Origin of the sequence: Mycobacterium malmoense, from assembly GCF_019645855.1 — a bacterium.
GTDB classification, from domain to species: Bacteria; Actinomycetota; Actinomycetes; order Mycobacteriales; family Mycobacteriaceae; genus Mycobacterium; species Mycobacterium malmoense.
Genome location: NZ_CP080999.1, coordinates 1,741,654 through 1,765,738, shown reverse-complemented (window position 1 = coordinate 1,765,738; position 24,085 = coordinate 1,741,654). Strand labels below are relative to the sequence as shown.

At 68.2% G+C, this 24,085-nt stretch carries 28 protein-coding genes and 1 pseudogene; 7 read left to right on the top strand and 22 right to left on the bottom strand.

Annotated features, from left to right (window positions below):
* Nucleotides 1-12: 12 nt before the first annotated feature.
* The 3 genes from K3U93_RS08220 to map form a co-directional block, all read right to left on the bottom strand.
* On the bottom strand, nucleotides 13-564 hold the full coding sequence (locus K3U93_RS08220) for an alpha/beta fold hydrolase (protein WP_071510262.1): 552 nt from the start codon (nucleotides 562-564) through the stop codon (nucleotides 13-15).
* Between the two features lie 51 nt (nucleotides 565-615).
* Nucleotides 616-2,115, bottom strand: a complete 1,500-nt coding sequence (locus tag K3U93_RS08215) for a cobyric acid synthase (RefSeq protein WP_083009980.1) — start codon at nucleotides 2,113-2,115, stop codon at nucleotides 616-618.
* Nucleotides 2,116-2,209: 94 nt separating this feature from the next.
* On the bottom strand, nucleotides 2,210-3,067 hold the full coding sequence (gene map, locus K3U93_RS08210) for a type I methionyl aminopeptidase (RefSeq protein ID WP_083009979.1): 858 nt from the start codon (nucleotides 3,065-3,067) through the stop codon (nucleotides 2,210-2,212).
* Nucleotides 3,068-3,272: 205 nt separating this feature from the next.
* On the opposite strand from map, the gene K3U93_RS08205 reads away from it, so the two are divergent.
* Nucleotides 3,273-3,467, top strand: coding sequence for a hypothetical protein (locus K3U93_RS08205; protein WP_083009978.1), 195 nt, complete (start codon nucleotides 3,273-3,275; stop codon nucleotides 3,465-3,467).
* On the top strand, nucleotides 3,458-3,871 hold the full coding sequence (locus tag K3U93_RS08200; protein ID WP_071510266.1) for a PIN domain nuclease: 414 nt from the start codon (nucleotides 3,458-3,460) through the stop codon (nucleotides 3,869-3,871). Before K3U93_RS08205 ends, K3U93_RS08200 begins: the two co-directional genes overlap by 10 nt.
* Before the next feature lie 4 nt (nucleotides 3,872-3,875).
* Here the strand turns inward: K3U93_RS08200 and K3U93_RS08195 are convergent, their stop codons facing one another.
* From K3U93_RS08195 to K3U93_RS08185, 3 genes are all read right to left on the bottom strand, one after another.
* Nucleotides 3,876-4,577, bottom strand: coding sequence for a hypothetical protein (locus K3U93_RS08195; protein WP_071510267.1), 702 nt, complete (start codon nucleotides 4,575-4,577; stop codon nucleotides 3,876-3,878).
* Complete coding sequence (locus K3U93_RS08190; protein ID WP_176219915.1) at nucleotides 4,567-4,704, bottom strand: hypothetical protein; 138 nt, start codon at nucleotides 4,702-4,704, stop codon at nucleotides 4,567-4,569. Before K3U93_RS08190 ends, K3U93_RS08195 begins: the two co-directional genes overlap by 11 nt.
* 409 nt (nucleotides 4,705-5,113) lie before the next feature.
* Nucleotides 5,114-5,815, bottom strand: coding sequence for a class I SAM-dependent methyltransferase (locus tag K3U93_RS08185; RefSeq protein ID WP_071510268.1), 702 nt, complete (start codon nucleotides 5,813-5,815; stop codon nucleotides 5,114-5,116).
* A gap of 53 nt (nucleotides 5,816-5,868) precedes the next feature.
* Here K3U93_RS08185 and K3U93_RS08180 point away from each other — a divergent pair, with 53 nt between their 5' ends.
* Nucleotides 5,869-6,966: a TetR/AcrR family transcriptional regulator gene (locus K3U93_RS08180; RefSeq protein ID WP_230981616.1), complete on the top strand. Its 1,098-nt coding sequence runs from the start codon at nucleotides 5,869-5,871 to the stop codon at nucleotides 6,964-6,966.
* Between the two features lie 142 nt (nucleotides 6,967-7,108).
* Here K3U93_RS08180 and K3U93_RS08175 read toward each other — a convergent pair.
* From K3U93_RS08175 to dxr, 6 genes and pseudogenes are all read right to left on the bottom strand, one after another.
* A pseudogene (locus K3U93_RS08175) lies at nucleotides 7,109-7,285 on the bottom strand (hypothetical protein); the annotation flags it as partial.
* Between the two features lie 144 nt (nucleotides 7,286-7,429).
* Nucleotides 7,430-9,250 (bottom strand): penicillin-binding transpeptidase domain-containing protein, encoded by a 1,821-nt coding sequence (locus K3U93_RS08170; protein WP_071510271.1) that lies wholly within the window; start codon nucleotides 9,248-9,250, stop codon nucleotides 7,430-7,432.
* A gap of 167 nt (nucleotides 9,251-9,417) precedes the next feature.
* Entirely contained in the window at nucleotides 9,418-10,272 is an 855-nt protein-coding gene (locus tag K3U93_RS08165; RefSeq protein ID WP_071510272.1) for a GNAT family N-acetyltransferase, read from the bottom strand.
* Nucleotides 10,273-10,327: 55 nt separating this feature from the next.
* Nucleotides 10,328-11,470 carry a flavodoxin-dependent (E)-4-hydroxy-3-methylbut-2-enyl-diphosphate synthase gene (gene ispG, locus K3U93_RS08160; RefSeq protein WP_071510319.1) on the bottom strand — a complete coding sequence of 381 codons (1,143 nt, stop codon included), beginning with the start codon at nucleotides 11,468-11,470 and terminating at the stop codon, nucleotides 10,328-10,330.
* A 17-nt stretch (nucleotides 11,471-11,487) separates the two neighbouring features.
* Nucleotides 11,488-12,702 carry a M50 family metallopeptidase gene (locus K3U93_RS08155; RefSeq protein ID WP_071510273.1) on the bottom strand — a complete coding sequence of 405 codons (1,215 nt, stop codon included), beginning with the start codon at nucleotides 12,700-12,702 and terminating at the stop codon, nucleotides 11,488-11,490.
* Nucleotides 12,699-13,874, bottom strand: a complete 1,176-nt coding sequence (gene dxr, locus K3U93_RS08150; RefSeq protein WP_071510274.1) for a 1-deoxy-D-xylulose-5-phosphate reductoisomerase — start codon at nucleotides 13,872-13,874, stop codon at nucleotides 12,699-12,701. The genes K3U93_RS08155 and dxr overlap by 4 nt, the downstream gene beginning before the upstream one ends.
* Before the next feature lie 83 nt (nucleotides 13,875-13,957).
* Between dxr and K3U93_RS08145 the strand changes: the two genes are divergently transcribed.
* Entirely contained in the window at nucleotides 13,958-14,212 is a 255-nt protein-coding gene (locus tag K3U93_RS08145; protein ID WP_071510275.1) for a DUF2631 domain-containing protein, read from the top strand.
* Here the strand turns inward: K3U93_RS08145 and K3U93_RS08140 are convergent.
* From K3U93_RS08140 to pyrH, 8 genes are all read right to left on the bottom strand, one after another.
* Nucleotides 14,205-15,011 (bottom strand): DUF4097 family beta strand repeat-containing protein, encoded by an 807-nt coding sequence (locus tag K3U93_RS08140; protein ID WP_071510276.1) that lies wholly within the window; start codon nucleotides 15,009-15,011, stop codon nucleotides 14,205-14,207. The two genes, K3U93_RS08145 and K3U93_RS08140, sit on opposite strands and share 8 nt — an antisense overlap.
* Before the next feature lie 36 nt (nucleotides 15,012-15,047).
* Nucleotides 15,048-15,551 (bottom strand): histidine kinase, encoded by a 504-nt coding sequence (locus K3U93_RS08135; protein ID WP_071510277.1) that lies wholly within the window; start codon nucleotides 15,549-15,551, stop codon nucleotides 15,048-15,050.
* 49 nt (nucleotides 15,552-15,600) lie between these two features.
* Entirely contained in the window at nucleotides 15,601-16,455 is an 855-nt protein-coding gene (locus K3U93_RS08130) for a cytochrome c biogenesis CcdA family protein (protein ID WP_071510278.1), read from the bottom strand.
* Between the two features lie 2 nt (nucleotides 16,456-16,457).
* A complete protein-coding gene (gene dsbE / locus K3U93_RS08125; RefSeq protein ID WP_071510279.1) occupies nucleotides 16,458-16,958 on the bottom strand; it encodes a disulfide bond-forming protein DsbE in 501 nt (166 codons plus the stop codon).
* A gap of 106 nt (nucleotides 16,959-17,064) precedes the next feature.
* Complete coding sequence (rlmN, locus tag K3U93_RS08120; protein ID WP_071510280.1) at nucleotides 17,065-18,171, bottom strand: dual-specificity RNA methyltransferase RlmN; 1,107 nt, start codon at nucleotides 18,169-18,171, stop codon at nucleotides 17,065-17,067.
* 18 nt (nucleotides 18,172-18,189) lie between these two features.
* The gene (locus tag K3U93_RS08115) at nucleotides 18,190-19,116 is read right to left on the bottom strand and encodes a phosphatidate cytidylyltransferase (RefSeq protein WP_071510281.1); all 927 of its coding nucleotides are present in this window, start codon (nucleotides 19,114-19,116) and stop codon (nucleotides 18,190-18,192) included.
* 32 nt (nucleotides 19,117-19,148) lie between these two features.
* Entirely contained in the window at nucleotides 19,149-19,706 is a 558-nt protein-coding gene (frr, locus tag K3U93_RS08110) for a ribosome recycling factor (RefSeq protein WP_071510282.1), read from the bottom strand.
* Nucleotides 19,707-19,716: 10 nt separating this feature from the next.
* Nucleotides 19,717-20,547: a UMP kinase gene (pyrH, locus tag K3U93_RS08105; RefSeq protein WP_071510283.1), complete on the bottom strand. Its 831-nt coding sequence runs from the start codon at nucleotides 20,545-20,547 to the stop codon at nucleotides 19,717-19,719.
* A gap of 261 nt (nucleotides 20,548-20,808) precedes the next feature.
* Here pyrH and mbp1 point away from each other — a divergent pair, with 261 nt between their 5' ends.
* Together mbp1 and K3U93_RS08095 are read left to right on the top strand one after the other, a co-directional pair.
* Nucleotides 20,809-21,048, top strand: a complete 240-nt coding sequence (gene mbp1, locus K3U93_RS08100; RefSeq protein ID WP_071510284.1) for a microaggregate-binding protein 1 — start codon at nucleotides 20,809-20,811, stop codon at nucleotides 21,046-21,048.
* Nucleotides 21,049-21,278: 230 nt separating this feature from the next.
* The gene (locus tag K3U93_RS08095; protein WP_083009976.1) at nucleotides 21,279-22,022 is read left to right on the top strand and encodes a winged helix-turn-helix domain-containing protein; all 744 of its coding nucleotides are present in this window, start codon (nucleotides 21,279-21,281) and stop codon (nucleotides 22,020-22,022) included.
* A gap of 204 nt (nucleotides 22,023-22,226) precedes the next feature.
* Here K3U93_RS08095 and K3U93_RS08090 read toward each other — a convergent pair whose 3' ends face one another.
* Entirely contained in the window at nucleotides 22,227-22,784 is a 558-nt protein-coding gene (locus K3U93_RS08090) for an MPT63 family protein (protein WP_071510285.1), read from the bottom strand.
* A 204-nt stretch (nucleotides 22,785-22,988) separates the two neighbouring features.
* Complete coding sequence (locus tag K3U93_RS08085; RefSeq protein ID WP_071510286.1) at nucleotides 22,989-23,525, bottom strand: DUF1360 domain-containing protein; 537 nt, start codon at nucleotides 23,523-23,525, stop codon at nucleotides 22,989-22,991.
* A 133-nt stretch (nucleotides 23,526-23,658) separates the two neighbouring features.
* Between K3U93_RS08085 and K3U93_RS08080 the strand changes: the two genes are divergently transcribed.
* Nucleotides 23,659-24,078: a MarR family winged helix-turn-helix transcriptional regulator gene (locus tag K3U93_RS08080; RefSeq protein WP_071510287.1), complete on the top strand. Its 420-nt coding sequence runs from the start codon at nucleotides 23,659-23,661 to the stop codon at nucleotides 24,076-24,078.
* Nucleotides 24,079-24,085 lie beyond the last annotated feature (7 nt).

The window sequence follows — 24,085 nt, the reverse complement described above, 5'->3', positions numbered from 1 at the left end:
CAACCAGGCGCGCTACCAGGTGCTGGTGCGCAACACGATCTCGGCGGCCAACTGCGCGGTCGACTCCTGCACGGTGCGGCGGCCGAGGTCCACCACGCGGTATTCGGCGTAAACGAACCGCTGGCTGTTGCGGGCCACCGTGCGAGCGGCCGCGGAGCTGACCAGCACGGTGGTGCCGATCTCCACGGGCGGGCAGTGTTCGTCGAGCACCACGCCGTCGGAGTCGGCCACCCGCGGATGGCCGCGGTCGATGACCACCAGACCGACAAACCGGCCCAGCCTCGTCGCCGCCAGTTCCCACGCAAGCTCGCCCCCGGCGCGGTCGCCGACCACCACGGCCCACCCGATCCCCAGCGCGTCGAGGATGCCGACCACCGACTTGGGGGTGAGCCGCCGGTCGAGGCCGATGACGACGGTCCGAAGCGACGCGGTATGCAGGCGCTCGCACACCGCGTCATAGGCGATGGGCGCGCGCCGCTCGTCGCCCAGAATGACAACGACGACGCCCTTCTCCGGGCCGGCTACGGCGACCGGGACGGGGAACCCGTCGAGCGTGGTCATCATCGAGGGCACTTACGCACGCTACAGCCAACGGCCAGCGCAGCGCGAGCCTTCCTACGGCCGCAACCGGGTTGCGAGGTGCGGGCGCCGCGGGGGTGGGCCGTCGAGCAGGCCGAGGACGGCGCCGACGTCGAGATGGGCCGCCAGCAGGTCGGCGATCCTGTCCAATTGGGTGTCGCGTCGCGCGGCGACGTTGGTGTCGCCGACGACGAAGCCGCTCCGCCCGGCCGCGTCGGCGACGCGGGTGAGCCAGGCGCGACGGAAGTCGTCGTTGTCGAGCAAGCCGTGCCAGTGCGTGCCGAAGATGGCGCCGCGCACGATGCCCTGCGGTTGGTCGTCGACCGCGAACCAGGTCTCCTCGGTGCACCGGGAGAGCCGCCCATGGTGGATTTCGTATCCGGTCAGCGGTTGCTGCCAGCGGCGCAGCGTCTTGGGTTCGGCGAAGGCGATATCCGCGTCGAGCAGCCCGAGCCCGGCGACCTCCCCGGCGCCGGATTCGACCGGGTCATCGATGCGGCGGCACAGCATCTGAAACCCGCCGCAGATGCCCAGCACCGGCTTGCCGGCCGCGGCGTGGCCGGCGATCGCGTCGGCCAGGCCGCGGCCGCGCAGCCAGCACAGGTCCGCGACGGTGGCCTTGCTGCCCGGAAGCACGATCAGGTCGGTATCGGCCACATCGGCGGGGTCGGTGACCCAACGCACCAGCACGCCGGGCTCGCAGGCCAGGGCCTCGACGTCGGTGGAGTTGGAGATCCGGGGCAGCCGGACGGCGGCGACCTTGAGCCACTCGGTGCCGCGCGGCGGCGTGGGCGTGCCCACGACGCGGCGGGCGACCACCTGGAGCGAGTCCTCGGCGTCGAGCCAGAACTCGTCGGCGTAGGGCAGCACGCCGTAGGTGGGGCGGCCGGTCATCGTATGGAGTTGTCGCAGCCCGGGTTCCAGCAGCGCGGGGTCGCCGCGAAATTTGTTGACGACGAAGCCGGCGATGAGCGCTTGGTCGTCGGGCTCGAGCACCGCGACCGTCCCGAACAGGTGCGCGAGCAGGCCGCCGCGGTCGATGTCGCCGACCACGATCACCGGCAGGTCCGCGGCCCTGGCCAGCCCCATGTTGGCCAGATCGGTGGCGCGCAGGTTGATCTCGGCCGGCGAACCGGCGCCCTCGCAGATCACCGCATCGAATTCGCCACGCAGGCAAGCTAATTCGTCTCCAACGACGCGGGCGAGCCGGTCGCGATGCTGCACATAGCTTTTCGCCGTGACGGAGTCGGCGACCCGGCCCTTGATCACCAGCTGCGAGGTCCGGTCGCTGCCCGGTTTGAGCAGGATCGGGTTGAATCGCACGCTGGGCTCCAGCCCCGCCGCGCGCGCCTGGATCGCCTGGGCGCGGCCGATCTCGCCGCCGTCGACCGTGACCACCGAGTTGTTGGACATGTTCTGCGCCTTGAACGGCGCGACCTTGACGCCGCTGCGCGCCAACAACCGGCACAGCCCCGCCACCACCACGGATTTCCCCGCGTCGGAGCTGGTGCCGGCGACCAGCAGAGCCCCGCTCACCTTTCAGCGGTGTTCGCCGGGCCGAGCCTCGCGGCGAGCAGACGCAGAATCGCATGATTGCGGCCCGCGCAGTGCGATTCTGTGTCTGCTCGCGCTAGAGGCACGTGAGGATCTCGACGCCGGTGTCGGTGACCAGCAGGGTGTGCTCGAACTGCGCGGTCCACTTGCGGTCCCTGGTGGCCACGGTCCAGCCGTCATCCCAGATCTCGTAGTCCAGCGAGCCGAGATTGATCATCGGTTCGATGGTGAACGTCATCCCCGGCTGCATGATCGTCGACACGGCGGGCTGGTCGTAGTGCAACACGACCAGCCCGTTGTGGAACGTGGTGCCGATACCGTGACCGGTGAAGTCACGAACAACGTTGTAGCCGAACCGATTTGCATACGACTCGATGACACGGCCGATCACCGACAGCGCGCGGCCGGGCTTGACGGCGTTGATCGCGCGCGTCGTCGCCTCGCGGGTGCGCTCCACGAGCAGCCGGTGTTCCTCGGAGACGTCGCCGGCCAGGAAGGTCGCGTTGGTGTCGCCGTGCACGCCGTCGATGTAGGCGGTGACGTCGATGTTGACGATGTCGCCGTCCTCGATCACCGTCGAGTCGGGGATGCCGTGGCAGATGACCTCGTTGAGCGACGTGCAGCACGACTTCGGGAATCCCTTGTAGCCCAAGGTCGAGGGGTAGGCCCCGTTGTCGACCATGTACTCGTGGGCGATCCGGTCCAGCTCGTCCGTCGTCACCCCGGGCGCGACCGCCTTGCCCGCCTCGGCCAGCGCGCCGGCCGCGATCCGGCCGGCGACGCGCATCTTCTCGATCACCTCCGAGGTCTGCACCCACGGCTCGCTGCCCTCCCGGGCGGTCGGCTTGCCGACGTATTCGGGGCGCGGGATGCGGGCGGGCACCGGCAGGGTCGGGGAGATCACTCCGGGTGACAGGGCGGTGCGGGCAGGCATGCCGCTAGCTTAATCGCGCTTCCTTCGCGGCGACGATCGTCGGGTTGGCCGTCGAGCGTGAACGTGGGGCGGCGATTCGTCAGTTTTCCCGCCCTCAGCGCACGCTCGACGCCGTCGACGCACACTCGAGGAGCCGCGCCGGAGGGCCTCCCGCGACCCCGGCCGTCGCGTATATATCGAGCTGCCATCAATATATACTGGCTTCGTGGCAAAGCATCTGGTCGACATCGACGAGCAGGCACTGGACATGGCTCGCGCAGAACTGGGAACAAGCACGATTAAAGAGACGGTGAACGCCGCTCTGCGCCTCACCACATCCCACCGAGCGCAGCGCGTGGCCGCCGCGCTCGACTCACTGGCCGCCGCACCGTCATCCGATCGCGCCGCGGCATGGCGCTGACGCATCTCATAGACACCAGCGTGATCAAACGACTCGGCTGGCCCGCAGTGCGGCAAGTAGTCGAGCCGCTCGCCGCCGCGGGCGAACTCGCCCGCGCCCGCATCACCGATCTCGCGGTCGGATATTCCGCGCGCAATGAGCTCGAATGGGACCGCCTCGCAGCGGCGTTGGGCGCATTCGACCTCGTGGAGTCGACTGCATCGCATCATCGCCGCGCGCTTCAGGTGCAGCGGCTCCTCGCTCAGCGAAGCCAGCGTGGGCGCAAGATACCTGACCTGCTGATCGCCGCCGCCGGCGAAGAACGCGGACTCACAGTCCTGCACTATGACGCGGACTTCGACCTTATTTCGGCGGTGACCGGCCAACCGTGCCAGTGGGTCGTGCCTGCTGGCACCGCGGATTAGGGCGTTAGGTGCCAGTCTGATGTTCGGGAGCGCTGGGCGTGGCGAGGGCCGGGGCGTTGTCCAACGCCGCTGTGGGTGTGTTGGTGAGGACGCGGGCGGCCGCCCACAGGGGTGGGACGCAGCGCCAGCGGTCCAGTAGTGACCATGCGGTTCTGATCCGTGACGCCTGCTCGGGTGGTTGGGTGGCCAAAAGTCGTGGTGGTGGTGCTGAGCGGCTTAGTTGGGGCCAGGTGGCGCCGACGGTGGTGCGTAGCCAGGCGAGGTTGGTCAGCTTGGATGCCGCGCCGGCGTCCCAGCGCACGACCAGGCCGTCGGTGGCTAGGTGGCCCCAGCGTGCGGTGGGCAGGATGTGGCGGCGCCGGGCCGTCGGTAAGACGATCGCGTGGGTGGGGGGCAGCTCGCCGGCGGTCAGCACCTCGGCCAGCGCGGCGCCGTTGAGGTAGGAGTTGACGCTGTCGGTGGTGATCAGCAGGGCGGGCTGGGTGGCTGGTGCGCGGTTGAATGCCCATGCGCACGGTACGCAGAGCCGGCGTGTCCCGAGCGGCCAGGTTTCAAAGCCGGTGAATTTTTCGGGGATGACGCGCGCGCCGCTGACTGTGGGTCCGTGCTCGCCGCAGCGCGCGCAGCGGCCAATCAGCGGTGAGTGCGCGTGTACGGAGGGCCGACCGGCGACGACCCACGCCGCAGCGGCCGGATCAGACAGCATCGGACGTCACGCGGACCACGCGGCCCTGCCCGTTGCGCATCTGCGTCGCCTCGGCGCCGGCTTCGACGATGAGGTCGATGAACGCATCGACGATCGTGGCCCGCCGCTTCAGCTGATTGCGGGTCACCTTTGCCGAGGGAAAGGGCTGAGCCTGATCGACTCGGGGGTGTTTACGCGGCGCCTACTGTGACGCGGTGACAATGCGGCCTCCTGCTCGAGTTCCGGCTGCGAGCATCGGGATGCATTGAGAAAGCATTTTCTAATGCGTGCGAAATATTAGCACGACATAAGGAGAACCACGAGCCGACTTTCATCGGAAAGAACTGGGCCGTCGTGCCGTACGCGCGCGGCGGAGCGAATCCTGCCTTGGCTTGACGAACCCGTCATAGCTTGGCGCCAAGGACCGACGCCGGCGTGGTGATCGGGTCGGGACGCGTACCGCGTCGCGCGCGAGCGCTCTTGCCGCAGCCGCAAAAAGCGTTGCGCGTGCCTGCGCACCACCAATTGCGCAGGCACGCGGGCGCGATTTATCCCAGTTAGCCGAGATGGGCCGACAGCAACCAGGCACCCACCGACTTGCGGCCGTTGCTCTCGTCGCGGATGTCGGCGCCGGCGAAGCCTTCGAAGGCCTCGAGGAAGTTCTCGGGAACGTTGGCGTGGATACGTGCCGGCCGGATCTCGTCGACCACCCAGTACTTGGAAACCACATCGCGCAGTTCGTCCTCGGTGACCGGGTTGGCCGGTCCGTCGGCCGGCATGCTGCCGCGATCGAAGACCAGCACGAAATACTTCGCGCCTGGCGCCGCCGCACGCAGGATCGACCGCTGATAGCCATCGCGCAGCTCGACGGGCATCGAGTGGAACAGGGTGCTGTCGACGATGGTGCCGAACCGGCCCTCCGAACCCGGCGGGTAGCCGGTGAAGGCACTGATGTCTGCGACGTCGAAGGTGACGTTGGTCAGGCCCCGCTTTGCGGCCTCTTCGCGGGCCATCGCGATGGCTGTGGGCGACTGGTCCAGGCCGACTGTGGTGAAGCCGCGCTCGGCCAGGTAGAGCGACACCGCCGCCTCCCCGCAGCCGGCGTCGAGCACGTCACCGTGAAACTTCCCGGCCTCGATCAATGCCCTAATCTCGGGTTGCGGTTCGCCGATGCTCCACGGCGGCCGGTTGCCTTCGCCCATCTCGGTGCCCTCGCCCCGATAAGCGGATTCGAACATCTCTTGGGTCGGCTGAGTCATACAGTCTTTTATATCAACGCGGCTGATATATGTCAACGAGGTTGATATATGTCGTGAAAATCGGCTTAGCGCATAGTGAATCTCGCGAAGATGGCCGGCGCTCTCGGGCGGAGGGGTGGGCCCTCTCGCTCGATCGAGAGGCCGCGAGCCATGCGTGCCGCGGCCCGGGTGAAATCGGAACGTCGCGCGTCACCGCCACGGCAAAAATGAAACACTGTTCTACCTTTGTCGTGCGTATAATTGTGCCCGCATTAGAAACGCTTTCTCAATGCATCCCGATGCTCGCAGCCGGAACTCGAGCAGGAGGCCGCATTGTGACCGCCTTACCATTTGGCTCCTCTTCGCCACCGCCGTCTGAACGCCTCCGGGTCGATCACGTTCCCTTGGCGAAGGTGACCCGCAATCAGCTGAAGCGGCGGGCCAGGATCGTCGAGGCGGTCATCGACCTGATCGTCGAGGCCGGCGTCGAGGCGGTGCAGATGCGCAGCGTGGCCCAGCGATCAGGAGTGGCGCTGGCCACCGTCTATAAGTACTTCAGCTCCAAAGAGGACCTCGTAGCGGCGGCCCTGGACGACTGGCAGAATCGCGTGGTCCGGCCCATCCTCGCCGACGAACCGCCCGCCGAGGACCCGTTGTCGGGCATCTTGGACTACTTACGGCGCTTCCAACACGCCTTTCATGTTGACCTTGAGATGACCGCGTTGACGGTGCAGTTGGCCATCTCCACCGAGCCCGGGGCGAAAGTCGCGATCAACCAAATGTTGTGCACGAACGCCGAGATTCTCGATCGCCTCGTCGACGTTGTCGCGCCGGAAGATCTTCGACACGTCGCTTTCGGTCTCAGCGGCGCGTTGACCGGCGCGCTGATCGGGTTGCTCACCGGCAGAATGACTTTGGAGGAATTGGTCAGCCATGTCGAGTGGGTGGCGCGTGTGCTGCTCGGCGACATACAGCCGCGCACGAAAGTAGCTGACGTCGCAATCACGCGGGCCGCGGCAGTGACGGGCGAATCGGCCACCGATAAGGATTACTTGGCGCCGCCGGTTGGCATCCGTTTCCGTGCCTCAAGAGTGCTCTGTACCGAAGGCTCGGTCGTGCCGCCGGCGCTGCAAGACCAAAAATCCTCTATTACAGGCACTTTCATTAAGTGATCTTAATGACGCCCTACCCGGCGGCGGCGCGGAAGCGTGCGGTGCGGTCCAATTCGGCATTGAGTGTGCATCAGCGGCCTTCAGTGTGTCTGTAGGGCGGGAATCCGGCCGTCTTCCCGCCCTACAGACACACGCCACGCCATCAACGCACACTCGATGCGGCCAGCCCCGCTATCGAACCTCGCTGGCGGCGCAGAAACGAACGCCGCGGTCCCCGGATGACCACCGAGCCGCAGACCACCCGCCCGGTCAACACGACATGCGGCGTTCCTTCGCCGGGCGCGTCCTTGCGGCGGTCGCTGGCGCTGCCCACATAGACAAAGGACATGGTCCAGAGCCTGTTAATCGCAGGTCCGATGGCCCCCAGCAACCTGGGCCACCAGCTCTCGCAGGTCAGCATGTCCACCATCTGTTCGCCGCTGCGAAGAACGAACTCGCCGGCAGAGCGGCCGCGGCATTGGCCCTAGGCCAAGTAGTCCCGCGGCAGCGATTCGAACATCACCTTGGTCATCCGGACCGCGTATTCCGAGCTGCCTCCCCCGACGATGAGCGCCGCGAACGCCAGGTCGCCGCGGTATCCGGCGAACCAGGAATGCGATCCGCCCGGGAACTCGGCCTCGCCGGTCTTCCCGTACACCTCGCCGCAGCAGCCGGCGATCTCCTTGGCGGTCCCGTTGGTCACCACCAGCCGCATCATCGGCCGTAGCGCGTCGACCATCTTCGGTGAGATCGGGGTGTCGTCACCCTCGACCGTCGTCGGCCGCCCGGCGATCAGCTGCGGCACTGGGGTTTTCCCGGCGGCGATGGTCGCTGCGACCAGGGCCATGCCGAATGGGCTGACCAGCACCTTGCCCTGGCCGAAGCCGTCTTCGGTGCGCTCGGCGAGGTCCACCGTCGGCGGCACCGACCCGGTCACCGTGGTGATGCCGTCCACCGTGTAGTCCAGCCCGATGCCGTAGCGGGTGGCCGCCTGCGTCAGGCCGCGGGGCGGCATCCTGCTACTCAGCTCGGCGAACGTGGTGTTGCAGGAACTGGCGAACGCGCGCGACATCGACACCACGCCCAGATCGAAGCCGCCGTAATTGGGGATCGTGCGGTGCCCGATGTCGATGCGGCCGGGACAGCCCAACATCGTGTTGGGCGTGGCCATGTCGCGCTCGACGGCGGCCCCGGCGGTGACCATCTTGAAGGTCGACCCCGGCGGGAACAGGCCATTGGTGGCGATCAGGCCGTCGGCGTCGGCGCCCCTGTTCTGCGCGATCGCCAGGATCTCCCCGGTCGACGGCTTGATCACGACCATCATCGCCTTGCCGCCCCGGGTGTCCACGGCACGCTGCGCGGCGTTCTGCACCGCCCGGTCCAGGGTGATCGACACCGACGGCGCCGGCGACCCTTCGACCTCGTGCAGCACGGCGACGTCGACGCCGTTCTGATTGACGCTGACCACCCGCCAGCCCGCCTGGCCGTCGAGTTGGTCCATCACGGCCTTCTTCACCTCACCGACGACGGCCGACGCGAAATGCGGGTCGGTCGGCAACATTTCGGCCTGCGGGGTGACCACGATGCCGGGCAGCCTGCCGATCACCGGGAAGACCTTGTCGTTGTCGTCGGGGTGCAGCGTGACCAGGTCCGTCGGCTGGGTCGCCGAACTGGCCTGTTCGGCCAGCAGCTGCGGGTCGGCCAGCGCGTTGTTGAAGGGGTGTAGCACGTCGACCACCGCGTGAGCCGTCCCGATCAGGGCAGCCCCGTTGCCGGCCTGGGTGGCGTCCAGCGTGTAGTGATACAGGTAGCCCGGCGCGAGCACGTCGCTGCCGCCGAGTTCGTTCACCGAGGCGCGCCGCGGCGGGTCGGCCCGCAACGCGAACGTCTGGTGCTCACCCAGCCTGGGGTGCAGCCCGGTCGCGGCCCACCGAACCTCCCAGCGCCCCTCGTCGCGGGCCATCCTCAGGTGGCCGTCGTAGCTCCAGGTCCGGTTCTTGGGCAGGTGCCAGGTGAAGCGATAGTTGACCGTGCCGGTGTCCTCGGCGTACTTGGCGCCGAGAATCTGCGCGTCGAGGTGGGTGGCCTGCAGCCCGGCCCAGGCCGCGTTGAGCGCCTCGCGGGCCTCGTTGGGGTTGTCGCTGAGCTGGGCCGCGGTCGCGGTGTCCCCGACGGCCAAGGCGCCGAAGAACTTCTCGGCGGCCGGTCCGGGTCCGTCGGGCCGCGGAGTGCATCCGGACAGGGCGATCACCGCGACGAGCAGTAGACCTGAGACGGATGAGGCTAGTGTTGTTTCTGTTGCCATCGGTGCTGATGTTAAGAACTGTGGCTCCGATACCGGCGCAGACACACCGAGACCTAACCGTTATCGCGCGGCTGCTCCGCCGAACGTCACGCTAGCGTGGCGTTGATCGCCGAGCGTCACGCTAGCGTGGCGCTCGGCGAGGTGGCGCTCGGCGGGGTGGCGGGCACTCAGTCCAGCAACACCGTCGCGAAGGTGCCGACCTCGGCGAAGCCCACCCGGGCATACGCGGCGCGCGCCACCGTGTTGAAGTTGTTCACGTACAGGCTGGCGATGCGGCCGCTGCCGACAATCACGGCGGCCACCGTGGCGGTGCCGGCGGTGCCCAGGCCCAGGCCGCGCCACTCCGGATGCACCCAAACCCCTTGGATCTGACTGACCCCCGGAGACTGCGAGCCGACCTCGGCCTTGAAGACGACCTGACCGCGCTCGAAGCGGGCCCAGGCCCGGCCCGCCGCGATCAGGCTGGCCACCCGTCGGCGGTAGCCGCGACCACCGTCGCCGAGCCGCGGGTCGACGCCCACTTCGCCGATGAACATGTCCACGGCGGCCACCAGGTAGGCGTCCAGCTCGTCGGGGCGGACCTGCCGCACCGCGGGGTCGATGTCGCAGTTCGGGTGGGTGGTGAGCGCCATCAGCGGCTGGTCGTCGCGCACGTCGCGCGCCGGGCCCCATGCCGGCTCCAGCCGCTCCCACATCGGCATCACCAGGTGCGCCCTGCCGACCAGCGACGAGCACCGCCGCGTCCCGCTCATCGCCTCGTCGGCGAAGGCGCTCAGGTCGGCCGGGGCGCCGCGCAGCGGCATGAGGTTGGCGCCGGCGAAGCACAGCGACTCGTCCGGGCCGCGGCGGGTCCACAGTTCCCCGCCGATCGAATTGGGGTCGATGCCGTGGTCCGCGACGCGGGCCGCGACCATGCACGAGCCGACCGGGTCGTGGTCGAGGACCCGCCACACGGCGGCGGCATCACGCACCACGGACACCCGCCGGTCGCCGACAAGGCGAAAGATGGGCGGAGCCGACATCGGGCGAACTCCCTGTGGTGCGAAATGACGACCAGTGCAGAGGCACTGGTCCCTCTCAGCTTACGGTCACAATCGGCGAACCGCTCGTTTCTGCTCCAGGATCGGTTCCCATTTTCGAGGCCAACCGCATGGCCTCCTCGATCAGCGTCTCGACGATCTGGGCTTCGGGCACGGTCTTGATCACCTCGCCCCGAACGAAGATCTGCCCCTTGCCATTTCCCGACGCGACGCCCAGGTCGGCCTCGCGGGCCTCGCCCGGACCGTTGACGACGCAGCCCATCACGGCCACCCGCAGCGGCACGTCGAGGCCGTCCAGGCCGGCGGTGACCGCGTTGGCCAGGGTGTAGACGTCGACCTGCGCGCGACCGCACGACGGGCAGGACACGATCTCCAGCGACCGCGGCCGCAGGTTCAACGACTCGAGGATCTGGCTGCCGACCTTGACCTCCTCGACCGGCGGCGCGCTCAGCGACACCCGGATGGTGTCGCCGATGCCCCGCGATAGCAGCGCCCCGAACGCCACCGCCGACTTGATGGTGCCCTGGAAGGCGGGACCGGCCTCGGTGACGCCGAGGTGCAGCGGGTAGTCGCACTGGGCGGCCAGCTGCTCGTAGGCCGCGACCATCACGACGGGGTCGTTGTGCTTGACGCTGATCTTGATGTCGGAAAAGCCGTGCTCCTCGAACAGCGAGGCCTCCCACAGCGCCGACTCGACCAGCGCCTCGGGCGTGGCCTTGCCGTACTTGGCCATGAACCGCTTGTCCAGCGAGCCGGCGTTGACGCCGATGCGGATCGGGATGCCGGCCGCCGCGGCGGCCTTGGCCACCTCGCCGACGCGGCCGTCGAATTCCTTGATGTTGCCGGGGTTTACCCGCACCGCCGCGCAGCCGGCGTCGATGGCGGCGAAGATGTACTTCGGCTGGAAGTGGATGTCGGCGATCACCGGGATCTGGCTGTGCCGGGCGATCTCGGCCAGCGCGTCGGCGTCCTCCTGGCGCGGGCAGGCCACCCGCACGATGTCGCAACCGGCCGCGGTCAGCTCGGCGATCTGCTGCAGTGTCGAGTTGACGTCGTGGGTCTTGGTGGTGCACATCGACTGCACCGAGATCGGGTAGTCGCTGCCGACCCCGACGTCGCGGACCATCAGTTGGCGCGTGGGGCGCCGCGGGGCCAGCGTCGGCGCCGGCGCCTCCGGCATGCCCAGGCCAATGGACGTCACTGGAAGAGCCTGATCGGGTTGACCAGGTCGGCGGTCACGGTCAGCAGCATGTAGCCGACCACCAACACCAACACCACGTACGTGGCGGGCATCAGCTTGAGATAGTTCACCGGCGCGGCCGCGACCATGCCACGGGCCGACCGGATGAGGTTGCGGATCTTCTCGAACACGGCGATGGCAATGTGGCCGCCGTCGAAGGGCAGCAGCGGCACCAGGTTGATCGCGCCCAGGATGAGGTTCAGCTGGGCCAGGAAGAACCAGAATGCCACCCACAGCCCGTGGTCGACGGTGTCGCCGCCGATGATGCTGGCCCCGACGACGCTCATCGGCGTCTGCGGGTCGCGTTGCCCGCCGCCGATGGCGTGCACCAGCGCCCCGACCTTCGTCGGGATCGTGACCAGCGACTTGCCCACCTCGACGGTCAGGTCCCCGGTGAAGGCGAAGGTGGCCGGTATCGCCGACAGGACGCCGTAGTGCGCGGGCCCCTGCCGGACGGCCCCGACGCCGATGGCGCCGACCGTGGCGGGCTGGGGCTGACCGCCCTGCCCGTTGGCGACAAAGCGTTGGGTGGGCGTGATGTCGACGTAGGCGGTGACCGTGGTGCCGCCCCGCTCGACGACAATCGGCACGGTGCCGCGCAGCTTACGCACCGCGGCGGCCATGTCCTCGAAGCTGGACACCGGGGTGTCGCCGACCTTGACGACGACGTCGCCGGCGCGAATCCCGGCGAGCGCCGCCGGACCGGGCCCGGTGCAGTCCCCGACCTTGCCCGGCGCCACTTCCGGTGCCACACAAGCGGTTTCGCCGACCACGGCCTTGGTGGGCGGGTGCAGGTTGGGCAACCCCCAGACCAGCGCGATGCCGTAGATCAGCACCAGGCAGATGACGAAGTTCATCCCGGGGCCGGCGAACAGCACCGCGACGCGCTTCCAGGTCTTCTGCTTGTACATGGCGCGGTCGGCTTCCTCGGGCGCCAGGTCCTCGACCGGGGTCATGCCGGCGATGTCGCAGAACCCGCCCAGCGGAACGGCCTTGACGCCGTACTCGGTTTCGCCGCGCCGGGTCGACCACAGCGTGGGGCCGAAGCCGACGAAATAGCGGCGCACCTTCATGCCGGTGGCGCGGGCGACCCACATGTGGCCGCACTCGTGCAGGGCCACCGAGATCAGGATGGCGAGCGCGAACAGCACGATGCCGATAGCGAACATCATCGGGTTGGTAGGACCTCCTGTGTGACCGCCCGCTGCGCGCGCTCGCGGGCCCAGCGTTGCGCGTCGAGTACGTCATCCACGGTAGCCGGTGAAGCGGCCCATTGGTCGGCGGCGTGCAGCACGTCGGCGATGGTCCTGACGATTGCCGGGAAACCGATGCGGCCTTCGAGGAAGGCCGCCGCTGCCTCTTCGTTGGCGGCGTTGTAGACGGCGGTCATGCAGCCGCCGGCCTGCCCGGCGTGCCGGGCCAACTCGACCGCGGGGAAGACATCGCTGTCCAGCGGCTCGAATTCCCAGCTAGCGGCGGTCGTGAAGTCGCAGCTTAGGGCCGCCCCGGGCACCCGGTGCGGCCAGCCCAGCGCCAGCGAAATCGGCAGCCTCATGTCCGGGGGGCTGGCCTGGGCGATCGTCGAGCCGTCGACGAAGGTGACCATCGAATGAACAATCGACTGGGGGTGCACGACGACGTCGATGCGGTCGTAGGGAACGCCGAACAGCAGGTGGGTTTCGATGAGCTCGAGCCCCTTGTTGACCAGCGACGCGGAGTTCAGGGTGTTCATCGGGCCCATCGACCAGGTCGGGTGGGCGCCGGCCTGCTCGGGGGTGACGGCCTCGAGATCGGCGGCCGTCCAGCCGCGAAACGGCCCGCCGGAGGCGGTCAGCACCAGCCTGGCGACCTCGTCGGGCGCGCCACAGCGCAGGCACTGGGCCAGCGCGGAGTGTTCGGAGTCGACGGGCACGATCTGCCCCGGCCGCGCCGCCCGCAACACCAGCGGACCGCCGGCGATCAGCGATTCCTTGTTGGCCAGCGCCAGCCGGGCCCCGGAGGCCAGCGCGGCCAGGGTCGGTCGCAGGCCCAGCGCCCCGACCAGCGCGTTGAGCACGACGTCGGCGTCGGTCTCCTCGACCAGCCGGGTGACCGCGTCGGGCCCCGTGAAGGGGACGTCACCGAGCTTGGCCGCCGCGCGCTCGTCGGCGATCGCGACGTTGGTGACGCCGGTCTCGGCGCGCTGGCGCGCCAGCGTGTCCGGGTTCGCGCCCCCGGCGGCCAGGCCTACCACCTCGAAGCGGTCCGGGTTGGCCGCGATGACCTCCAGCGCCTGGGTGCCGATCGAGCCGGTGCTGCCCAGCACCAGCACGCGCAGGCGGCCGTCGGCGGTCGGGTTGGTCACTCACCCATTGTGCCGTGCGGCGCCGCGCGGCGGGTGTGCCAGAATCTGTGGCAGAAGCCGATCCGATCCGAAGGGGATTCGCCGTGGCCAGTACCGAGGTCGAGCACTTCAACGGCGTCGACGTCGCCGAGGTGCCGTCGGCGGCCTGGGGGTGGAGCAGGATCAACATCCGCACCTGGCACACCACCGGGGTGGTCATCTTCATATTTCTGCTGGCGATGCTGCGCGGCAACCACGTCGGTCACGTCGAGAACTGGTTCCTGATCGGATTCGCCGCGCTGACGCTGTTCGTGCTGGTGCGCGATTGGTGGGGCCGCCGGCGCGGCTGGATCAGGTAGCCGTCGCCGGGTTCGCCCGGCGGATGTTGACGTCTCCGGAGCCGCTGCGCACGTTCAGGACGAAGGTCTCGTCGCCCTGCTGCGGGCCGTCCGACGGCCGCAGGTCGTTGCTGACGTCTCCGGATGCGGTGACGATGTCCAGCCGGGCCGCGCTGCCCTCGACAACCCCGACCGTGACCTCGCCGCTGCTGGTGTGGGCCGATACGCCGCCGCGGACGGCGGCCGCGACGTCCACCGATCCCGACGCGGTCCGCGACTTCACGTAGCCGCGCAACCGGTCGACGGTGAGCGAGCCGCTGGCGGCCTTGAACTTCAAGTCGCCGTCGAGATCCCCGACCGTCACATCACCCGACGCGGTCGCCACCGACACGGCGCCTTCCGCGGCGCGCAGGGTGAGCGACCCGGATGCGTTGGCCACCTTGACCTTTCCCGTGACGGAGTCGACGTCGACGTCTCCGCTGCCCGAGGCGACCCGGAAGTCGCCGAAGTCGCCCTCGGCGCGCAGGTCGGCCGAGGCCAGCGACGCGTGCACCCGCGACCGTGACGGCAGCGCGATCTCGACGTCGATGGCCCCGCCCCGGACGAGCGGCAAGGCGCGTTTGGGGCCCAATACGGCCAGCCTGCCGTCGTGGAAGTCCACCCTGGTGTGCTCGGCGGCCCAGACGTCGGAATTCCGCGATTCGTCGCGGGGCCGCACGTCGACGACGGTGTCGGCGCGGTCGGTCGCGACGAGCCGGATCGATCCGCCGCCGGCTTCGATCCGGACGGCGATCGGCTCGGGGGTGTCAAAGGTCGGCATGTTCGTTCTCCTTCGTTGATGGCGTCTTCGGTGGCGTCAGCGCACCCAGCCGGTCACGCGGTGGCCGGAAGCGCGGGCGGAGCGGCCGGACTCGGATCCGGCCCCCTGACTGGCACCTTGGCTGGCTATGGCCGCCGCGCGCACCAGCCAGGAGTTCAGCGACGCCCCGTCGCGGCGAGCGGCCGCCTCGACCGCCGACCGCAGCCCCTCGGGGAGGCGCAGGGTGACCCGCCAGGTGCCGCCGCTGTCGTCGTCGTATTGGGCGACTTGGGCGACGAACGCGGTGTCATCAGGTGCTTCGTCGAGCGGCGCGCTGACGATGAACTCCGGGTCGCGGCCCCGCAGCCGGACGTCCACGGACCGGGGCGCCAGCTCGCGGGTGATTTCTTCGGCGGCGGCCGACAGAGCTTCCAGCAGCGCCAGCCGCATAGCCGATTCCAGCGGGGCGCTCAGCCGGTCGGCCAGGTCCCGCGCGTCCGCGCCGGCGGCTGCCGTGTTCAGCTCGTGGCGGACGGCGTCGACGTAGGGTTGCAGTTCCATGACGTCATGCTGACATCATTTTAGTGTCACCTCAAGTGTCGCAGTGGTGCTACCGCGCCCGTCGGTACCAAGTGCCGGCGAATGCGCCGACGATCAGCACGGACAACGCCGCAACCCACGGCCACACGCCATGCTGGTGCACCCAGCCGGCCAGCGCGCCCTGCAGCCGGCCGGCTGCCGCGATCACCGCATCCTGGGGATTCGCGTTGGTATTGAACAGACGCAGCTCGTAGACCCCGTAGTAGGCCACGTACAGCCCGACCAGCACCAGCAGGGCGCCGCCGATCCGGTTGACGAACGGCAGGACTCGCCGCAAGCGGTCGGCCACGGTCGAGCTGGCCGTCGCGGCGGCGATGGCAAGCACGCCGACGACCAGGCTCAGTCCCCCGACATAGGCGAGGTAGATCGCCGCGCCCGTGACGATCGATCCGCTCCGAAGGCCGGCGGCGGTGACCGCCAGGAACGGCCCGATGGTGCACGACAGCGAGGCGACCGCATAGCTGACGCCGTACCCGTACATGCCTATGAGCCCCCGCGCGCCCGGCGCCCACCGTGGGCCGAGGGGCCGGGGCGTCAGCGCGGTGAGCTCCCGACCCGACAGCAGCCAGACCCCAAGCGCGACAAGCACAATGCCGATCACCACGGTCCCGTACGGCAGGTACCGCTGCACGGTCGTGGCCGCCGATATGGTCAGCGCGCCGAACAACCCGAATACCGTCAGGAAGCCGAGCGCCATCTCCACGGTGGCCGCCAGCGCCCGGCCGATGGGCGCCAGTCCCCGCCGTTCGGATTGCTGCCCGCCCACCACCAGGACCAGGTAGGCGGGCAGCATGGCAAACCCGCACGGGTTCAGCGCGGCCACCAACCCGGCGGCGAAGGCCAGACCGACCAGGCCCTGATCCACGGCTATGACGTCAGCGCGGCGACGCGGCCCGACAGCTCCTGCTGGGACATCGCCGACGTGGGGTTGTTGATGAACGTCGAGCTGCCGTCGGCCCGATAGAACACCCACGCCGGCTGCCAGGGGACGTTGTAGCGGGCCCAGATCGAGCCGTCGGCGTCGTTGAGGTTGGTGAAGTTCAGGTTGTACTTGGAGACGAAGTTCTGCATCGCACCGACGTCCGAGTGCGCCGCGATGCCGATGAAGGTGACGCGCGGATTGGCGGCCGCGACCTGGCTGAGAGAAGGAGCCTCTGCGTTGCAGAACGGACACCACGGCGTCCAGAACCACAGCACCGCCGGCTTGCCCTGCAGGCTGGCGCCGTTGAACGGCGCGCCGCTGAGGGTTATCCCGGTGAACTGCAGACGATCCTCGGCCACCGCGCGCGGAGGTTCGGCCAGCCCGAATATCAGGGCGGCCACGAGGGCTAACACTTTGAGCGCGGACAACAAGCGAAAGATGCTCATGCGCGAGAAACGTGTGGGCCGTCGCCGCGGTTCATTGCACCTGGGATATTGATGACTCTGCGGCCACCAGGGGCTCTACTCGCACTTTTCCCTGGTGGACGCAGAGTCAATAGCGGGAGTCGGCGGCCAGCTGCCCGCAGGCGGCGCTGATCTCACGACCGCGGGTGTCGCGCACCGTGCAGGACACCCCGTTCGCCCGGACCCGGCGGACGAATTCGCGCTCCACCGTCTTGGGGCTGGCGTCCCAGTCGCTGCCCGGGGTCGGGTTGAGCGGGATCAGGTTCACGTGCACCAGCGGCCCCAATGCACGACGCAGCCGCCTACCCAACAGGTCCGCCCGCCACTCCTGGTCGTTGACGTCGCGGATCAGCGCGTACTCGACCGATACCCGCCTACCGGTCACGTCGGCGTAGTAGCGGGCGGCGTCCAAAGCCTCGGCAATCTTCCAGCGGTTGTTCACCGGGACGAGGGTGTCGCGGAGTTCGTCGTCGGGCGCGTGCAGCGACAGCGCCAGCGTCACCCCGAGCCGTTCGTCGGCCAACTTCCGGATCGCCGGGACCAGACCCACCGTGGACACCGTCACCGAGCGGGCAGAGATGCCGAAGCCGTGCGGGTTCGGTTCGGTGATGCGATGTACCGCGGCCAGCACCCTGGCGTAGTTGGCCAGCGGCTCGCCCATGCCCATGAACACCACGTTGGAGAGCCGATCACCGAAGTCGTCGCGCAGAGCCGCGGCGGCGGCACGCACCTGTTCGAGGATCTCGGCGGTAGACAGGTTACGGGTCAGCCCGCCCTGACCGGTGGCGCAGAATGGACACGCCATGCCGCAGCCGGCCTGCGAGGAGATGCACACCGTGTTGCGCTGCGGGTAGCGCATCAGCACCGACTCGACGGTGGCGCCAGCAGGGTCGTTAACGGCCCGCCACAACGTCTTTCGGGTCTGGCCGGCATCGCAGGTGACCTCGGCGACCGCGGTGAGCAGCGTCGGGAACATCGCCTCGGCGACCCGGTCGCGAAGGGCCGCCGGAAGGTCGGTCATCTGCCGCGGGTCGGCGATCAGCCGGCCGTAGTACTGGTGCGCGAGCTGCTTGGCCCGAAACGCCGGCAGGCCCAGCTCCGCGACGGCCGACGCGCGGCCTTCCGCGTCGAGGTCGGCCAGGTGCCGCGGCGGCCTGCCCGGGCGCGGCTCGGAGAACATCAACTGTGGGGCCATGACCAGTCCAGTATCGGATCAGGGCACCAGTGTGAGCACCACCCACGCCGCCACCGCCGACGGCAGTAAGCCGTCGAGCCGGTCCATCAGACCGCCGTGGCCGGGGAGCAGGCGTCCCATGTCTTTGATGCCGAGGTCGCGCTTGACCTGGGACTCCACCAGGTCGCCGAGCGTGCAGGTGAGCACCAGGATAACGCCCAGCAGCGCCCCCACCAGCGGCGATTTGTCGGCCAGGAAGGTCGCGGTAAGGATCGCCGCGGTGATCCCGCAGACCAGCGACCCGGCGAATCCCTCCCAGGACTTCTTCGGGCTGATCGCCGGAACCATCGGATGCTTGCCGAGCAGCACCCCCACGGCGTATCCGCCCACGTCGGAGGCGACGACGGTGATCATCAGGCAGAACACCCGTCCCGCGCCGTCTTTCGGGTAAACCAGCAACGCGGCGAAGGAAGCGAACAGCGGGACCCACGCGGCCAGGAAAACGGTGGCCGACGCGTCCCGCAGGTAGTTCGCCGACGGTGAACCGGCGAACGGCTCGGGCCGCTTGCTGTTGTCTTGCATGAACAGCCGCCAGAACAGGCAGATGACGACGGTGGCACCGAAGCCGGCCAACGCGCCGGCGGCGTGGAAAGGCCAGGTCAGCCACACGGTGGCCTGGCCGCCGGCGAGCAGCGGAATGACCGGGATGACGTATCCGGCTTCCCGCAGCCGCCGCACCACCTCGTGGGTGGCGACGAAGATGGCCGCGGCGACGATGAGCACCCAGTACCGGGGCGCGAACACCAGCGTCGCGATGAGCACGCCGCCGATGCTTGCGCCGACCGCGATCGCGGCGGGCAGGTCGCGTCCCGCCCGGGACGCCTTCTTGGCCTGCTGCATGGTTTTCTTGACCCGACGCGCCGGCTCGTCGGGCGGGGCGCTTGCGCCGGCATCGGAAGTTGCCACGGACTTAAACGGACTTGGCTGCTGAGCGGCCGCTAGACCTCCAGCAGCTCGCCTTCTTTGTGTTTGACCAACTCATCGATCTGGGTGACGTACTGATGCGTGGTCTTGTCCAAATCCTTTTCCGCGCGGCCAACCTCGTCCTCGCCGGCCTCGCCGTCCTTGCGGATGCGGTGCAGCTCCTCCATCGCCTTGCGGCGGATGTTGCGCACCGAAACCCTGGCGTCCTCCCCCTTGTGTTTGGCCTGCTTGACGAGCTCGCGCCGGCGCTCCTCGGTGAGCTGCGGCACGGCCACCCGGATGAGCGTGCCGTCGTTGGTGGGATTCACCCCGAGGTCGGAGTTGCGGATCGCCGTCTCGATGGCGTGCAGCTGAGTGGCTTCGTAGGGCTTGATGACGACGAGCCGCGCCTCGGGGACGTTGATGCTGGCCAGCTGGGTGATCGGGGTGTTGGTGCCGTAGTAGTCGATCACGATCCGGGAGAACATGCCCGGGTTGGCACGGCCGGTCCGGATGGTGGACAAGTCGTCACGGGCCACCGATACGGCCTTCTCCATCTTCTCTTCCGCATCGAAGAGAGCCTCATCGATCATTTGCTTCCCTTCAGGTGGTGACCAGCGTCCCGATCTTCTCACCGGCGACCGCCCGGGCGATATTGCCATTGGTCAGCAGGTTGAACACCAGGATCGGCATGCCATTGTCCATGCACAGGCTGAACGCGGTGGCATCGGCCACGCGCAGCCCGCGGTCGATGACCTCGCGATGGCTGATCGCGGTGATCAGCTTGGCCTCGGGGTTTTGCCGCGGGTCCTCGGAAAACACGCCGTCGACCGCCTTGGCCATCAAGACCACCTCCGCGCCGATCTCGAGCGCCCGTTGCGCGGCCGTGGTGTCGGTGGAGAAGTACGGCAGCCCCATGCCGGCCCCGAAGATCACCACCCTGCCCTTCTCCAGGTGGCGGACGGCGCGCAACGGCAGGTAGGGCTCGGCCACCTGGCCCATGGTGATCGCCGTCTGGACTCGGGTGACGATGCCCTCCTTTTCCAGGAAGTCCTGCAGCGCGAGGCTGTTCATCACGGTGCCGAGCATGCCCATGTAGTCCGAACGCGTGCGTTCCATGCCGCGCTGCTGAAGCTGCGCGCCGCGGAAGAAGTTTCCGCCACCGATCACCACGGCCACCTGCACGCCGTCGCGCACCACCTCGGCGATCTGGCGGGCCACCTGCGCAACCACATCGGGATCCAGCCCGACCTGGCCGCCGCCGAACATTTCACCGCCGAGCTTGAGCAACACCCTCGAATACTTCGATCGTCCCGCCGGCCGGCCGGCACGATGCTCAAGGTCCGGTGAAGATGCCGATACGCCGTTGCCGCTCGTCGGCTCCGGCTTCGGAGCCGCCGCGCCGGCGACTTGGGACTCCCAGGGCTCCGTCATCAGACTCCTCGCATGACAGTGCCATCCCGGACGATCCCACCCGGAACGGCATTTCACATCCTGCCTCATCGCAGCACAATGCCGCGTCGGCGGGGTGATGTTTGAGCATCCGGCGGCACGGGGAATCCGCATCAACGCGGCGGGAAAATCTATGGTCTTGAGAACAAGGACCGGCACCGCCGTGTATCGGGCCGATCGCCTGGTCGATCGGCATTGGGCATGAGTCGCCCAAACCACATACGCCACAGAGGGAGTCAATTCATGGCGGACACCAACAAATCGGGACCGGCCGAAGCGGTGAAGGGCGTCGTCGAGGACGTCAAGGGCAGGGTCAAGGAAGCCGTCGGGGCCGTGTCCGGTCGCGACGACCTCACTCGCGAGGGCCAGGCCCAGCAGGACAAGGCGGAAGCACAGCGCGACGCGGCGAAGAAGGAGGCCCAGGCGGAGGCCGCTCGGGCCGGCGCCAAGGCGGCCGAGGAGCGCCAAAAGTCCAACCAGTAACTGGGGAAGGATGGGTCCGGCTCGTGAAAACGGGCCGGACCCATCGGTTTTCGCGAGGCCGAGAGCAAACACGTCGCGACGCGCCGACACGCTCCGGACGCATTGATCGCCGACGCGGAAAAAGTTGGTTAGTTCTACTCTGAGTTGGGTACTCAGCGGTGCGCTGGCAGACATCTCCACGGGAGGTGCCTACGGATGGGGCGATGGCACAACCGTCATGAGCTTTGGAGATGTCTTTGGACGTACTACTCCTCACCGATGAGGACAATTTCGAAGCGGGTTTGCCAGCGCTGAATTCGTTCGCGCACACGGTACGGCGCGCGCCGCTCGCCGATTACGTCGACGGGCAGCACGACAATGTCGACGTTGCGATCATCGACGCGCGCGCCGACCTTGCGGCGGCCCGGACGGTCTGCCGTCGGCTGACGGCTAACGCGCCGGGCATCGCGGTGGTGGCCGTGGTCGCACCGGCGGATTTCGTCGCGGTTGACGTCGACTGGAATGTCGACGACGTGATGCTGCCCGCGGTGAGCGCCGACGAGCTGCAGGCACGGCTGCGGCTGGCGATCAAACGCCGGCGTGCCGCACTGGACGGCGCACTGAAATTCGGTGACCTTGTCCTTCACCCGGCCAGTTTCACGGGGTCGCTGGGCGGCAAGGACCTGGGCCTGACGCTGACCGAGTTCAAGCTGTTGAATTTCCTTGTGCAGCACGCCGGCCGGGCATTCAGCCGGACCCGGCTAATGCACGAGGTGTGGGGTTATGACTGCAACGGGCGTGTCCGCACCGTCGACGTTCACGTGCGACGGCTGCGCGCCAAGCTCGGAGCCGAATACGAATCGATGGTCGACACCGTCCGCGGCGTTGGGTACATGGCGGTAACGCCACCGCAACCGGAATGGATCGTCAGAGAGCCGGCGCTAAGCCCGATCTGGACCTCAACGTCGGCATCCACCACCGACTCGATCGCGTAGCGGTGAGACTCGAAAAAGAGCGGCCGCGCGCGTTTGCGCGCCAGGGCGTCCGTGCCTTCTTGAATGGCGTCTTGCGGTCGACGTAATTGTCGTCCCGGGCGCGCTCGGGATCCGATCTTGCCCGGCAGGAGATCGCCAGCGGGAAAGCCTTGAGCCGCAGCGGCCGGTCGAGTTACACACTCGGCGCCGATGGTCGCAATCGGATTAGGTGTGCGCCGCCGGGGCGGGCGGGGCGCCCGGTGCCGGACTTGAGTTCGGTGCCCCAGGCGCCGAGCCTCCCGGCACGTTCGACGTCCAGATCAGAATGTCTTGCATTCCGTCGTTGTAGACGACGCCGTTCGGGGGTGCGCCGGTCACGTCGAAGTACAGCGTGCCGGTCGACTCGCTGCCCTGAGGGATCGGCGCCGGGTTAAGGCCGTTCGGGGCCCCGACCTTGTCGATCACCCGGTAGTTCTGACCGTTGGGCCCGCGGGCGATGAAATCGTTAACCATGGGGGTAACGAGCCCGCCGTCCGACCTGGCGGTGATGTCCGCCTGGTAGAGCGTTCCCTTAGGGGTGTAGCCGGGGATCGCGGCGTTGCTGGGCTGCAGGTTGCTCACCGTGTAATCGGTGACCAACGGCCCGTCGACAAGTTGTTCGCTGGTCCCGAACCCCTGAATGTTGGGCGGCGCAGCAGAAGCGGTAGCTGCGGTCAAAACGCCTGCAGCCGCAATTCCCCCGGCCGCAATGGCACTCTTTACAGCGGTTGTGGTGACCTTCATGCTCATTCCTTTCGTGTCGAACAGTTGCTCACCCAAAGAGCGACAACCGCACAAAAGTCCGCATAGCCCGTCGCGGCCACGCTTAAACCCCGGATTAACGCCGAGCGTCGCCCTTTGGCGTCGGAACACTGCGAGGTGCTGGGCGGTTCGCTCTTCCTCAGCGTGCCGCCTTTTGTGGTCTTGGGCATCAAACCTCCTCGCTCGTCAGCCCTCGGTAATCTGCTGTGCCCTCGCGTAGGCGAGCTGCAAAAAGTCGGCACCGGCCAGGGCGGCGAAGGTGCCCGCGACCACGCGGGTGAACCTGGGCGCGAAGACCAATCCGATGACAAACGCGGTGACCACCCACATGTCGAGACAGAAGGGGCAGGTCAAAAGCTCCCCCAGGCTGTGGCGCAGCGCGCTGCCGTGCCGCGTTTCCTCCATCACCTCGGCCGGGCCGCCCGAACCGGCGTAGCGGGCGAACGGCGCCCGCAATGGGCTGGTCACCGCATCCTTGGACACCGTGCGGGACAGCTTGTGGGTGCCGACGGCGACGGTGACGAGATCCTGGACGCCCCAGCGCTCGGGCAACTTTCGCCCGGTGGCCGCGGCAACGAGGGCCGTGAGGGCGACCACGATGCCGTAGACGCCGAGGACCACCGGGTAGCCTTCCAACGGTCGGGGGTTGTCGCCGCGGTATGCGTCGGCTTCCCGCCGCGCACGCTCGGCCACCCCTTCGGTGACTTCGGTCATATCGCCCATGCGCGCTCCTTCAGGTGTGCATCCCGACGTGGGTTACCCCTTTGGGCGCCGCAAAACCACGATTCCCCGGGACTATCGGCGCATTGCCGCAAGGTGCGCATCCGGAGGCCCGAGATATGTCAATATCATTGACATGGTTCAGGCCGAAGACGCTCCGCTTGGTTACCTGCTCTACCGGGTGGGAGCCGTGCTGCGACCCGAGGTTTCCTCGGTGTTGGGTCCGCTCGGCCTGACGCTCCCCGAATTCGTTTGCCTGCGCATCCTTTCGATGTTCCCTGGACGGTCCAGCGCCGAACTGTCCCGGCATGCGGGCGTCACACCGCAGGCGATGAACACGGTGCTGCACGGCCTGGAGAAGGTGGGCGCCGTGGAGCGACCAGAATCGGTGTCCTCGGGGCGTGCGCTACCGGCCACGCTGACCGCCTCGGGCCGGACCCTGCTCAAGCGCGCCGAGGCGGCGGTCCGTGTCGCCGATTCCCGCATCCTGGCCAAACTGACCCCGGCACAGCAGCGCGAGTTCAAACGGATGCTCGACCGGCTCGGATCCGACTGACCGGTAA

Bases quoted from the DNA above. Each gene is read 5' to 3' on its own strand.
- K3U93_RS08220 (WP_071510262.1), bottom strand. From the start codon at position 564: ATGATGACCACGCTCGACGGGTTCCCCGTCCCGGTCGCCGTAGCCGGC.
- map (WP_083009979.1), bottom strand. From the start codon at position 3,067: ATGCCTGCCCGCACCGCCCTGTCACCCGGAGTGATCTCCCCGACCCTG.
- K3U93_RS08200 (WP_071510266.1), top strand. From the start codon at position 3,458: ATGGCGCTGACGCATCTCATAGACACCAGCGTGATCAAACGACTCGGC.
- K3U93_RS08195 (WP_071510267.1), bottom strand. From the start codon at position 4,577: ATGCTGTCTGATCCGGCCGCTGCGGCGTGGGTCGTCGCCGGTCGGCCC.
- K3U93_RS08185 (WP_071510268.1), bottom strand. From the start codon at position 5,815: ATGACTCAGCCGACCCAAGAGATGTTCGAATCCGCTTATCGGGGCGAG.
- K3U93_RS08170 (WP_071510271.1), bottom strand. From the start codon at position 9,250: ATGGCAACAGAAACAACACTAGCCTCATCCGTCTCAGGTCTACTGCTC.
- K3U93_RS08165 (WP_071510272.1), bottom strand. From the start codon at position 10,272: ATGTCGGCTCCGCCCATCTTTCGCCTTGTCGGCGACCGGCGGGTGTCC.
- ispG (WP_071510319.1), bottom strand. From the start codon at position 11,470: ATGCCGGAGGCGCCGGCGCCGACGCTGGCCCCGCGGCGCCCCACGCGC.
- K3U93_RS08155 (WP_071510273.1), bottom strand. From the start codon at position 12,702: ATGATGTTCGCTATCGGCATCGTGCTGTTCGCGCTCGCCATCCTGATC.
- K3U93_RS08140 (WP_071510276.1), bottom strand. From the start codon at position 15,011: ATGCCGACCTTTGACACCCCCGAGCCGATCGCCGTCCGGATCGAAGCC.
- K3U93_RS08135 (WP_071510277.1), bottom strand. From the start codon at position 15,551: ATGGAACTGCAACCCTACGTCGACGCCGTCCGCCACGAGCTGAACACG.
- dsbE (WP_071510279.1), bottom strand. From the start codon at position 16,958: ATGAGCATCTTTCGCTTGTTGTCCGCGCTCAAAGTGTTAGCCCTCGTG.
- rlmN (WP_071510280.1), bottom strand. From the start codon at position 18,171: ATGGCCCCACAGTTGATGTTCTCCGAGCCGCGCCCGGGCAGGCCGCCG.
- frr (WP_071510282.1), bottom strand. From the start codon at position 19,706: ATGATCGATGAGGCTCTCTTCGATGCGGAAGAGAAGATGGAGAAGGCC.
- pyrH (WP_071510283.1), bottom strand. From the start codon at position 20,547: ATGACGGAGCCCTGGGAGTCCCAAGTCGCCGGCGCGGCGGCTCCGAAG.
- mbp1 (WP_071510284.1), top strand. From the start codon at position 20,809: ATGGCGGACACCAACAAATCGGGACCGGCCGAAGCGGTGAAGGGCGTC.
- K3U93_RS08095 (WP_083009976.1), top strand. From the start codon at position 21,279: ATGTCTTTGGACGTACTACTCCTCACCGATGAGGACAATTTCGAAGCG.
- K3U93_RS08090 (WP_071510285.1), bottom strand. From the start codon at position 22,784: ATGAAGGTCACCACAACCGCTGTAAAGAGTGCCATTGCGGCCGGGGGA.
- K3U93_RS08085 (WP_071510286.1), bottom strand. From the start codon at position 23,525: ATGGGCGATATGACCGAAGTCACCGAAGGGGTGGCCGAGCGTGCGCGG.
- K3U93_RS08080 (WP_071510287.1), top strand. From the start codon at position 23,659: ATGGTTCAGGCCGAAGACGCTCCGCTTGGTTACCTGCTCTACCGGGTG.